Below are 11,125 nucleotides of genomic sequence, written 5' to 3'. Positions count from 1 at the left end.
GCTCCCTGTAGTGGATGTCTACAGGATCAACCTTGCCATGCGGGCAAGGTCAAGCACCATTCTTGTGGGAGCGAGCCTGCTTGATCGTTCCCACGCTCCGCGTGGGATTGCCTCCTGTGACGCTCCGCGTCACGCTTCGGGACGCAGAGCGTCCATGGCTGCATTCCCACGCAGAGCGTGGGAACGATCGGCAACGGGTCGGCGCTTGGCTCAGTAACCGAGGCCAGCCGGCTTGAGGTACACGCCTTCGGCATTCATCGCCAGGCGGAACTTCAGCACATCCCCGGCATGCAGCACGACTTCCTGCGAGCCCGGTGCGAGCATCCCGGGATTACAACCCGGCGCCTGGCCCGGCAGCAGTTTCAAGCGCAGCGAAACCTTGCCCGGCGGCAAGTTGAACGACGTGCTCTGCTCCTGGAACAGGCGCGCCGAGAGCTGGTCCTGGATGTACACGCCGATCTCGCACGAGGTCGCCACTTCGAGGCGCTCGCGGGAAATGATCAGTACCGCGTAATCCTCGCCGGCGGCTTGCACCTGCGGGACGGCGGCGAAAAGGCTGAGCAAGCCAAACAGGCCCAAAGCTGACCAGCGCATGGCTGAATCTCCTGAATTTCAGTCATTGATACACGCAGCTTGGCCGAGCGCAGCGCCGATTGCCAGCCCGGCAGTTTTTCGCAGAACTTGACCTTGCCATCGTGGCAAGCTCGAGACTGCCGGCAACCCCACTCAAAGGAGTCTTCCCATGCAAGTGTTCAACGTTCAAGGCATGTCCTGCGGTCATTGCGTCAAAGCCATTACTACTGCGGTGCAGGCGCTGGATCCGGCAGCCAGCGTGCGCGTCGATCTGGCGGCCAAGGAAGTCGGCGTCGAAAGTGCGCTGAGTGCCGATCAGGTCATCGAAGCGATCCGCGAAGAGGGTTATGAGGTGAAGCTCGTCTGAAATTGATCGTTAGCGAGCTATCGGAATGTTCAAGGCGTCCGGGCGCGGCTAGACTGTCGGGCTGCGACTTGCCCACCTGGATGCCTGATGAATTTCCGCACGATTTTGATACTCGGCGCCTTGAGCGCCTTCGGTCCTTTGGCGATCGACTTCTATTTACCTGCCTTCCCGGCCATGGCGCTGGCCTTCGGCACCGATGAGCAGCATGTCCAGCTGACGCTGGCGGCGTACTTCCTTGGTCTGTCTCTGGGCCAACTGGCTTACGGGCCGATTTCCGATCGTTTCGGCCGGCGACTTCCGCTGCTCAGCGGCGTTGCTCTGTTCACCCTGGCGTCATTGGCCTGCGCCTACGCGCCGAGCCTGGAATGGCTGATCGGCGCGCGTTTCGTCCAGGCACTCGGTGGCTGTGCGGGCATGGTGATTTCCCGCGCGGTGGTTGCCGACAAGTGCGACGCGGTGGGCTCGGCGAAGGTGTTTTCCCAATTGATGCTGGTGATGGGCCTGGCGCCGATTCTGGCGCCGATGCTCGGTGGGCTGCTGGTCAATACCACGGGTTGGCAGTCGATCTTTCTGGTGCTCACCGGGTTCAGTGCGGCGGCGGGTCTGGCGGTGGCGTTGGGGCTGCCGGAAAGCATGCCGGCCCATGTGCCGCGCCAGCCGTTGTCCGGTGCGTTGCGCCAGTACGCGCGACTGGTCAAGGATTCGGTCTACCTCGGCCACGCCCTGACCGGCGGCATCGCGATCGCCGGCATGTTCGCCTACATCGCTGGCTCACCGTTTGTGTTCATCAAGCTCTACGGTGTACCCGCCGAGCATTTTGGCTGGCTGTTCGGCACCAACGCGGCGGGGTTCATTCTGGTGGCGCAGGTCAATGCGCGTCTGCTGGCCAAGCGTGGCCCGGCGTTCTTGCTGGTGCGCGCGGTGTGGGTGTATTTCCTCGCCGGGCTGACGCTGTTGGCGGTCAGCGCGATGCGTCCAGAGGCGTTGTGGCCGTTGCTGATTCCGCTGTTCATCTGCATTGCCAGCCTCGGCTGCATCATTCCCAACGCCTCAGCTTGCGCAATGAACGGTCAGGGCGCCCGTGCCGGCAGTGCATCGGCAATGCTCGGTTGCCTGCAATTCAGCATCGCCGCCGGTGCCGCCGCGTTGGTGGGGGTGTTGCACGATGGCAGCGCCGTGCCGATGGCGATGGTCATCAGCCTGTGCGGTTTGCTGGTGGTGAGCGTCGCGCTGCTCACCCGGCGTTTGCAGAATGCCCGGGCGTTGGCGCAAGCCCAGGTCTGAACGCTCGACTTTGGAGCTCAGCCGGCGGCGCGCTGCTGGCTGGGTTCGGGGATTCGGTGGGGCGCGCAGAGTCGCGCTTCGAGGGTGCGAGTGAAGGCCAGAGCCTCGGCTTCACTGCGAAAGGTTACGACGTGCTGGTCCAGGCGCACCTGCCATTGAGACTTTGCCACTTCTTTTATCAGGATCTTCATTGCTGACCTCCCTTGCGTAAAAGATGTATCGCAGAGGCTTCGATTGTAGACCTCGATACCCGCGTAATTGTGACAAGGGTCAAGCAACCGACTGACGGCAAAAAGCCCCGCAACCGCTCTGGCATCACGAGCGGTTGCGAGGCTTTATTTTTTTAGAAACCTTCTAAAACAATTTTCCCCTTGGCCTTGCCGCTTTCCAGCAGCTCATGGGCGCGTCGCAGGTTGGCTGCGTTGATCACACCGAAGTGCTCGCCCAAAGTTGTCTTCAAAGTGCCGGCGTCGATCAGTTCGGCGACGCGGTTGAGCAGCTTGTGCTGTTCGATCATGTCCGGCGTTTCGAACAGCGAGCGGGTGTACATGAACTCCCAGTGCAGCGACAGGCTCTTGCGCTTGAGCAGGCTGATGTCGAGGGACTTCGGATCGTCGATCAGCGCCAGCTTGCCTTGCGGCGCGAGGGCTTCGACCAGTTGCGCCAGATGCTGATCGGTCTGGGTCAGGCTGGCGACGTGGGTCACGCTGTCGATGCCGGCGCGCTTCAATTCTTCGCTCAGTGGCTGGCTGTGATCGATGACCAGATCGGCACCGAGTTCGCTGACCCAGTCACGGGTCTGTGGGCGGGAAGCGGTGCCGATCACTTTCAGGCCGGTCAACTGCTTGGCCAATTGGGTAAGGATCGAGCCCACTCCGCCCGCCGCGCCAACGATCAGCAGGCTCTGACCCTCATCATTGCTGCCTTCGCTGATTTGCAGGCGCTCGAAGAGCAATTCCCACGCAGTGATCGCGGTCAGCGGCAGCGCGGTGGCTTCGGCAAAACCGAGGGACTTGGGCATGTGGCCGACGATGCGCTCATCGACCACGTGCAACTCGCTGTTGCCACCGGCCCGGGCGATCGAACCGGCGTAGAACACCTTGTCGCCCGCCTTGAACAGGGTGACTTCGCTGCCGACCGCCTTGACCACACCGGCAACGTCCCAGCCCAGCACTTTCGCCGCGCCGTTTTCCGGCGCCATGTTCTGCCGCACTTTGGTGTCGACCGGGTTGACCGAAATGGCTTTGACCTCCACCAAGAGGTCGCGCGGGCCGGCGACCGGCTCTGGCAGTTCAATGTCCTGCAGGGACTTGGCGTCGCTGATCGGCAGGGAAGCGTAATAGGCAATGGCTTTCATAAATGGCTCCGTACAGTTGATAGAAGAAGGATTCAGGCAATCTTGCCGAGGCGTTTGAGCTGGAAGTGTTCGATGGTGTGGCCGGCGCTGGCCTGAAACTTCTGAAAATGCGCGCTGGCGTTGTGCGCCTCAAGAATCTCGTCACTGGCCCACTGTTCGATGACATAAAAAACCTGCGGATCGGCAAGGTCGCGGTGCAGGTCGTACTGGCCACAACCGGGCTCGGCGCGGCTCGGTTCGACGAGGGCGCGCAGCGCCTGTTCGAGAACGTCCTGCTGACCGGGTTTGGCGGTCAGGGTGGCGATAGCGGTAAAGGGCTGGGACATGCGCGGACTCCAGAATCGGGATGAATTCGATGGAGGCCATCATTGGCTATTTCTCTGCGCGATAAAACCGGCTAAAAGAGCAGTCTCTTTCAATATTTTTTTGATAATTGAGGCTGCGCATGCTGCGTTTTGATGACTTGCAGTTGTTTGTTCGCGCGGCGGATCTGGGCAGCCTGTCGGCGGCGGCACGGGTGATGGACATGTCCGCGGCGGTGGCCAGCGCGGCGTTGAAGCGCATCGAGCAGCAACTCGGTGCGCGGCTGCTGGCGCGTTCGACCCGCAGCCTGCGCCTGACCGCCGAGGGCGAAGGCTTTCTTGAATATGCCCGCGCCGCCCTGAGCAATCTCGACGAAGGGCGTCGCCTGCTCGCCAGCGGACAGGATCAGGTCAGCGGGATTTTGCAGCTTTCGGCGCCCTCGGACTTCGGCCGCAATCTGCTGCTGCCGTGGCTCGACGCGTTCCAGCGTGAACACCCGAAGCTGACGGTGCGCCTGCTGCTTGGCGACCGTATCGCCGACCTGTTCCGGCAACCGGTGGACATCGCCTTGCGCTATGGCGAGCCGGAGGATTCCAGCCTGATCGCCTTGCCCATCGCGCCACACAATCGCCGGGTGTTGTGCGCATCCCCCGATTACCTGGCCCGGCAGGGCGAGCCGCGCCATCTCGAGCAATTGGCCCAGCACAATTGCCTGCTCTACATGCTCGGCAGCCGCGTTCATGACCACTGGAGTTTTCACGATGGCAAGCGCGAAGTCGGCCTGACCGTGAGTGGCGACCGCTTCAGCGATGACGCCGACGTCGTGCGGCTATGGGCGTTGGCCGGTGCCGGTATTGCCTACAAATCCTGGCTGGACGTCGGCACCGATGTATTGGCCGGGCGCCTGAAAGTGCTGATGCCGGAACTGCTGTGTGAGCGCGCACCGCTGAATCTGTTGTGCGCCCATCGCGCACAATTGAGTAAGCCGGTGAACCTTCTGAGAGAGATGCTCGCCAGCCGATGCGCCGAATTGAGTAGCCAATTTCCCGGTTTCCTCAAAGTTGATCATTAGTCGCAGGCAATTAGAGAAATTTCTGTCAGGAACAATCGCCACCTGCCCAGGCCCAGGCGCAGGACGTCTGGCTTAACCCGCTTATACTAGCGCCCGCCTCATGCCTGCACTGACACCCGGCGCGCAGACCCCGTAACGCGTTGCCGGCTTTTGGTGACGGTTGCTACTTCTGCTGCCAGATTGTGTGCCGGAGCAGCTGGTGTCGGTGGCATCCCTTGCCACCGATCCCGGGCGATTTTCGCGTGTTGGCCGATGCCCCATAACCGGCCAGGATGTCTCCGAGCGGTAGACGATACGATTCAACAGGGAGTGAACATATGGAACATGCACCGTGCATCAGCCAGATCGCGACATTGCTGGCCGACCCCAAGCGCAGCGCGATGATGTGGGCGTTGATGGATGGCTCGGCCCGGCAAGCCGAAGAGCTGGCGCTGCTGGCCGGGCTCTCGCCGTCGTCGGCCAGTGCGCATCTGGGACGCCTGTCCGCAGGGGGGCTGTTGAACATTGAAATGCGTGGGCGCAAACGCTTCTTTCGCCTGGCGGCACCGGAAATCGGCGCGGCGATCGAAGCACTGGCCAGCGCCACCATTGCCAGCGCGCCACGGCAAATCCCTGATGCGCTGAAACGCGCGACTCCCATGGTCAGGCCGCAGGCGGCGCCGTCTTCGCTGTTGCGCGCGCGGTTCTGCGACGATCATCTGGGCGGCACCCTGGCGGCCGACCTGTATCAGCGCCTGCTCGACGCCGGCTGGATCGAACAGCTTGAGCAGCGGGTGGTGGTGACGCACAAGGGCTCCACCCGACTGGCGCAGCGCGGAGTGTTCATCCAGGCCCTGGCCCACCGCAACGTGCAGGTCGCCTGCGCCTGCCCGGACTGGAGCGAGCGCCGTCCGCACATGGGCGGCTCACTGGGCGCGGCGCTGTTGCAGTTGTTCATGCAGTCCGGCTGGCTGACTTTGCCCAACGATTCCCGCGCCTTGCAGTTGACCGCCACCGGCCAGCGCGAAATCCATCGCTTTGCCAAGGAAACCGAGCTGGAAACAGCGTTCTAGAGCGTTGCTCGGCGATGAGCTGAAGGCTGACGTCGTCCACGGCTGTGAACAGGTCGCATCCAGTACGACCTCTGTATGACCATCGCGCACACTCGATCCGGGGATTTTCCGGATGGGGGAGCACAACATGAATACACAACGCTTTAGTGCGGCTGAACGCCTGGAACGGCTGCCGCTCAGCGGCTATCACCGCGTCATTTTCATCATCATCGCCTTGGCGTTTTTCTTCGATTCCATGGATCTGGCGATGATGACTTTCCTGCTCGGCTCGATCAAAGCCGAGTTCGGCCTGAGCAGTGCGCAAGCGGGGCTGCTAGCCAGTTCGAGCTTTTTCGGCATGGTGCTCGGCGCGTCGCTGTCGGGAATGCTCGCCGACCGCTTCGGGCGCAAACCGGTGTTTCAGTGGAGCATCGTGCTGTGGGGCGTGGCCAGTTACCTGTGTTCGACGGCGCAGACGGTGGAGACGCTGACGCTGTTTCGCATCCTGCTCGGAATTGGCATGGGCATGGAGTTTCCCATCGCGCAATCGATGCTCTCGGAGCTGATTCCAGCACAACGGCGCGGGCGCTATATCGCCCTGATGGACGGCTTCTGGCCGCTGGGGTTTGTCGCGGCGGGCGTACTCTCGTACTTCCTGCTGCCGCTGATTGGCTGGCGCGATATCTTCCTGGTACTGGCGGTGCCGGCGGTGTTTGTCCTGGCTATCCGCTTTTTCATCCCTGAGTCGCCGCGCTGGCTGGAACAGGCCGGGCGCGACGTCGACGCGGACAAGGTGTTGAACGGCATCGAAGCGCGAGTGCGTGCTTCGCTCTGCGGTGCAGCCTTGCCGGAACCGGTTCGTTTGCCACGCACGGTGACGCCACCGGGTAATTTCTTCTCGGCACTCAAGCAGATCTGGTCGCCGCAATATCGCCAGCGTACAACGATGATCTGGAGTCTGTGGTTCTTCGCATTGCTGGGTTTTTACGGGCTGACTTCCTGGCTCAGTGCATTGCTGCAGCAGTCGGGTTTCGCCGTGACGCAGTCGGTGTACTACACGGTGCTGATCTCGCTCGGCGGGATTCCCGGCTTCCTCATGGCGGCGTGGCTGGTCGAGCGTTGGGGGCGCAAACCGGTGTGCATCGTCACCCTGCTGGGCGGCGGGGTGATGGCGTTTCTGTATGGGCAGAGTGCGGTGTTCGGCGGCAACGTGGCGTTGCTGATCGGCACCGGGCTGTTGATGCAGTTTTTCCTGTTCGGCATGTGGGCGGTGCTCTACACCTACACGCCAGAGCTGTACCCGACGTCCGCACGGGCAACCGGCTCGGGATTCGCCTCGGCCATCGGCCGCGTCGGCTCTCTGCTCGGGCCATTGGTGACCGGGCTGGTGTTCCCGATTACCGGGCAGGGCGGGGTGTTCGCGCTGGGCGCGGCGTGCTTTGCGATCGCGGCGGGCGTGGTGTGGCTGTTCGGGATGGAGACGCGGGGCAAGACCCTGGAAGAGCTTACCGAGTGAACATCGATATGAATGTGGGAGCGAGCCTGCTCGCGAAAGCGGTGTGTCATTCAACGTAAATGTTGACTGACTCTCCCTCTTCGCGAGCAGGCTCGCTCCCACATTGGTTTTGCGGTGTTGCTTACGGTTTTACCAACCGCGCATCCAGGCTGTTCTGCGCCAGGCGCTTGGCCTGATCCTGGGTCATGCCCAGATGCTCGTGCAGCGCATGGAAGTTCTCGGTCACGTACCCACCGAAATACGCCGGGTCATCGGAGTTGACCGTGACCTTAACGCCGCGCTCGAGCATGTCGAGGATGTTGTGCTGCGACATGTGATCGAACACGCAGAGCTTGGTGTTCGACAGCGGGCATACGGTCAGCGGAATCTGCTCGTCGATGATCCGCTGCATCAGGCGCTCGTCTTCGATGGCGCGCACACCATGGTCGATGCGCTGGATTTTCAGCAGGTCGATGGCTTCCCAGATGTACTCCGGCGGGCCTTCTTCACCGGCGTGGGCGACGGTGAGGAAGCCTTCGTCGCGGGCGCGATCGAAGACGCGTTTGAACTTGCTCGGCGGGTGGCCCATCTCGGAACTGTCGAGCCCGACCGCGACAAACGCATCACGGAACGGCAGCGCCTGATCGAGGGTTTTCTGTGCTTCGTCTTCGCTGAGGTGGCGCAGGAAGCTGAGGATCAAACCGCTGCTGATGCCCAGTTGCGTCTCGCCATCCTTGAGCGCGGCGGCGATGCCGTTGAGCACCACTTCGAACGGGATGCCCCGGTCGGTGTGGGTCTGCGGATCGAAGAACGGTTCGGTGTGGATCACGTTCTGTGCTTTGCAGCGCAGCAGGTAGGCCCAGGTCAGGTCGTAGAAATCCTGCGAGGTGCGCAGCACATCGGCGCCCTGGTAATACAGGTCGAGAAATTCCTGCAGATTGTTGAAGGCGTAGGCCTTGCGCAGGGTTTCGACGTCGCTCCACGGCAGGGCGATCTTGTTGCGTTCGGCCAGGGCGAAGAGCAGTTCAGGCTCCAGCGAACCTTCCAGATGCAGGTGCAGTTCGGCTTTGGGCAGGGCGTTGAGCCAGTCGTACATAGTCTTTTCTCATCAGGTGCAATGCCGGCATTCTACAGAGGCTGGCCGCAACAATTGGCAAAACCTGACCAGGTGATCGATCAAACCGCCTCTTGCTCGCGACGATAGGCATAGGTATCGGCGAAACGCGACAGCAGGAATTCGGCGCAGGTGGTGGTCGGATATTTCGCCGGATGCTGCGCGTCCTGGCAGCCGGGCAGGCATTCGATGCGCGTGTCCGGGTGCGGTTCGGCGAAGAACGGCATCGAATAGCGATCCACGCCCAGCGGGCTGATCACCCGGTGCGGCGTCGAGCGATAACGGTCGTTGCTCCAGCGCGCCATCATGTCGCCGAGGTTGACCACGAACGTGCCGTCAATCGGTGGCGCGTCGATCCATTCACCTTTGACGTTCTTCACCTGCAAACCGCCGGCGCTGTCCTGATAGAGCAGGGTGATGCAGCCGTAATCGGTATGGGCGCCGGCGCCTTGCTGCTCGGCGGAACTGGCGGTGTGACGCGGCGGATAATGGATCATGCGCAACACGCTGACCGGTTCGACAAAACGCGTATCGAAGAAGTCGCGCTCGATGCCCAGCGCAACGGTCATCGCTCGAAGCAGGGTTTGCGCCAGCGCCTGCATGTCGAGGTAATGCTGCTCCATCAGCGTTTCCCAGCCGGGTTGCGCCGGGTGCCGATTGGGGCCGCGCAAGGGTTTTTCCGCGAGCACCTCGGGATGTTCGTCCGGCAGATGCAGGCCCATGTCGAAAGTTTCTTTGAGATCGCTGGGTTTGTCCGGGTCCAGTTGCTCTGTGGCAATCGCACCGTAGCCGCGATGATGGCGGGTCTGGGTGATGTCGATCTTGAGTTTTTCTGCGGCGGGCAAGGCGAAGAAGCGCTGGGCGTGACCGAGCAGATCGTCGATGCGTTGCGCCGAGATCGGATGGCCCTTGATATAGAAAAAGCCCCACTCGCGGCAGGCTTGGTCGATCTGCTCGGCCACGGCGGGCCAGGCATTTTCATCGGTGCTGTAGAGCGGGCTGATATCAATGATCGGAAGCTGATCCATACACAATCCTTGAATACGCTGTGTTTCCAATGTGGGAGCGAGCCTGCTCGCGAAGAGGGAGTGTCAGACAACATTTTTGTTTAATGACACACCGCTTTCGCGAGCAGGCTCGCTCCCACAGGGTTTTGTGTGGTGAATCGGGGGACTACTTCGGCATCTCGGCCTTCATGCCCTCAACGTAATAATTCATCGAAGCCAGTTCCGCATTGGTCGCGCTCACGCCCGCCGGGATTTTTTCTACACCGGCCTGATCCTTGATCGGCCCGGTAAACGGCTGCAATGCGCCGCTCTTGATGTCGGCGATCAACTGCTCGGCTTCGGCTTTCACCGGCGCCGGCACCAGGTCGCTGATCGGCAGTTCCACCGTGCCTTCCTTCAACCCGCCCCAGTAATCCTGGGATTTCCAGGTGTGATCGATCACGCTCTGCGTCGCCTGAATGTAGTGCGGCGCCCAGTCGTTGACGATAGAGGTCAGCACCGCTTTCGGGCCGAAGTGGGCCATGTCCGAGGCGTAGCCCACGGCATACACGCCGCGCCGTTCGGCAGCCTGGATCGGCGCCGGGCTGTCGGTGTGCTGGAACACCACATCAACACCCTGATCGATCAGCGCGTTGGCGGCGTCGGCTTCCTTACCCGGATCGAACCAGGAGTTGACCCACACCACTTTGATTTCGGTGCCAGGGTTGTACTTGTTCAGGGCCAGCTGGATGGCGTTGATGTCGCGGATCACTTCCGGAATCGGGAACGAGGCGACGTAGCCGATCTTCTTGGTCTTGGTCATCTTCGCCGCGAGGAAACCGCCGACGTAACGGCCCTCGTAAGTGCGCGCCAGGTAGGTGCCGAGGTTCTTGTCCTGCTTGTAACCGGTGGCGTGTTCGAACGTCACCTTGGGAAATTGCTTGGCGACTTTCACTGTCGGGTTCATGTAGCCGAAAGACGTGGTGAAGATCAGGTCATATTTGTCCTTGGCCATGTTGCGGATCACCCGCTCGGCGTCGGCGCCCTCGGCGACGTTTTCCACGTAGTTGGTGGTGATCTGCGTGCCGAGTTTTTCCGCCAGGGCCTTGCGCCCCTGTTCGTGCTGATACGTCCAGCCGTGGTCACCGATCGGGCCGATGTAGACGAAACCGACCTTCAGCGGATCGGCAGCGCTGGCGCTCAGGCTGATTCCCAGACCGATGGCGGCGTACAGCAGTTTGTGCAGCGGACGTATTGGCATGAACCCGAACTCCATTTTGTTGTGTGTGCTCAGGGCCAATGCAAATTGCTGACCAACAGGACAACAAACTCATTTGAAAACGCGGTGCGGCCTTCGCGAGCAGGCTCGCTCCCACAGGGACGCATTTCAATGTGGGAGCGAGCCTGCTCGCGAAGAGGCCGGCAAGGCCAATAAAAGTGCATGCCTGAATCCAGCTGCCATCGCGTGGTGCGTAAAGATGTAACGAAACGTTAGCGGCGCGCGGCAGTCAGTAGCTTCATCAGCTCTTTTCGGCAAAAGGCC

12 protein-coding genes are annotated in these 11,125 nt (G+C 61.5%); 5 read left to right on the top strand and 7 right to left on the bottom strand.

Going from position 1 to position 11,125, the window contains the following annotated elements; genetic code table 11:
• Nucleotides 1-210: 210 nt before the first annotated feature.
• A complete protein-coding gene (locus tag ACV8MC_RS03315; protein WP_024011458.1) occupies nt 211-594 on the bottom strand; it encodes a hypothetical protein in 384 nt (127 codons plus the stop codon).
• 148 nt (nt 595-742) lie between these two features.
• Here ACV8MC_RS03315 and ACV8MC_RS03310 point away from each other — a divergent pair, with 148 nt between their 5' ends.
• The gene (locus ACV8MC_RS03310; protein ID WP_056787762.1) at nt 743-940 is read left to right on the top strand and encodes a cation transporter; all 198 of its coding nucleotides are present in this window, start codon (nt 743-745) and stop codon (nt 938-940) included.
• Between the two features lie 87 nt (nt 941-1,027).
• Nucleotides 1,028-2,224, top strand: a complete 1,197-nt coding sequence (locus ACV8MC_RS03305; protein ID WP_024011460.1) for a multidrug effflux MFS transporter — start codon at nt 1,028-1,030, stop codon at nt 2,222-2,224.
• 17 nt (nt 2,225-2,241) lie between these two features.
• Here ACV8MC_RS03305 and ACV8MC_RS03300 read toward each other — a convergent pair whose 3' ends face one another.
• From ACV8MC_RS03300 to ACV8MC_RS03290, 3 genes are all read right to left on the bottom strand, one after another.
• Nucleotides 2,242-2,415 (bottom strand): hypothetical protein, encoded by a 174-nt coding sequence (locus ACV8MC_RS03300; RefSeq protein WP_016771823.1) that lies wholly within the window; start codon nt 2,413-2,415, stop codon nt 2,242-2,244.
• Between the two features lie 152 nt (nt 2,416-2,567).
• Nucleotides 2,568-3,581, bottom strand: coding sequence for a zinc-binding alcohol dehydrogenase family protein (locus ACV8MC_RS03295; RefSeq protein WP_457264454.1), 1,014 nt, complete (start codon nt 3,579-3,581; stop codon nt 2,568-2,570).
• A 32-nt stretch (nt 3,582-3,613) separates the two neighbouring features.
• Nucleotides 3,614-3,907, bottom strand: coding sequence for a putative quinol monooxygenase (locus ACV8MC_RS03290; RefSeq protein ID WP_125917567.1), 294 nt, complete (start codon nt 3,905-3,907; stop codon nt 3,614-3,616).
• A gap of 119 nt (nt 3,908-4,026) precedes the next feature.
• On the opposite strand from ACV8MC_RS03290, the gene ACV8MC_RS03285 reads away from it, so the two are divergent.
• The 3 genes from ACV8MC_RS03285 to ACV8MC_RS03275 all read left to right on the top strand — a co-directional run bounded on the left by ACV8MC_RS03285 (nt 4,027) and on the right by ACV8MC_RS03275 (nt 7,503).
• The gene (locus tag ACV8MC_RS03285; RefSeq protein WP_252868758.1) at nt 4,027-4,956 is read left to right on the top strand and encodes a LysR family transcriptional regulator; all 930 of its coding nucleotides are present in this window, start codon (nt 4,027-4,029) and stop codon (nt 4,954-4,956) included.
• Nucleotides 4,957-5,273: 317 nt separating this feature from the next.
• Nucleotides 5,274-6,008 carry an ArsR/SmtB family transcription factor gene (locus tag ACV8MC_RS03280; RefSeq protein WP_256811728.1) on the top strand — a complete coding sequence of 245 codons (735 nt, stop codon included), beginning with the start codon at nt 5,274-5,276 and terminating at the stop codon, nt 6,006-6,008.
• A 127-nt stretch (nt 6,009-6,135) separates the two neighbouring features.
• A complete protein-coding gene (locus ACV8MC_RS03275) occupies nt 6,136-7,503 on the top strand; it encodes an MFS transporter (RefSeq protein WP_056787772.1) in 1,368 nt (455 codons plus the stop codon).
• A 121-nt stretch (nt 7,504-7,624) separates the two neighbouring features.
• Here ACV8MC_RS03275 and ACV8MC_RS03270 read toward each other — a convergent pair whose 3' ends face one another.
• The 3 genes from ACV8MC_RS03270 to ACV8MC_RS03260 form a co-directional block, all read right to left on the bottom strand.
• Entirely contained in the window at nt 7,625-8,578 is a 954-nt protein-coding gene (locus tag ACV8MC_RS03270; RefSeq protein ID WP_024011466.1) for an adenosine deaminase, read from the bottom strand.
• Between the two features lie 80 nt (nt 8,579-8,658).
• Nucleotides 8,659-9,624 (bottom strand): 2-oxoglutarate and iron-dependent oxygenase domain-containing protein, encoded by a 966-nt coding sequence (locus ACV8MC_RS03265; RefSeq protein ID WP_406228197.1) that lies wholly within the window; start codon nt 9,622-9,624, stop codon nt 8,659-8,661.
• A 145-nt stretch (nt 9,625-9,769) separates the two neighbouring features.
• Nucleotides 9,770-10,843 carry a BMP family ABC transporter substrate-binding protein gene (locus ACV8MC_RS03260; RefSeq protein ID WP_016771815.1) on the bottom strand — a complete coding sequence of 358 codons (1,074 nt, stop codon included), beginning with the start codon at nt 10,841-10,843 and terminating at the stop codon, nt 9,770-9,772.
• Nucleotides 10,844-11,125: the final 282 nt, after the last annotated feature.

It is taken from the genome of Pseudomonas sp. PK-RTE-24, assembly GCF_054052265.1.
This window is presented reverse-complemented; position numbering and strand designations above follow the sequence as displayed.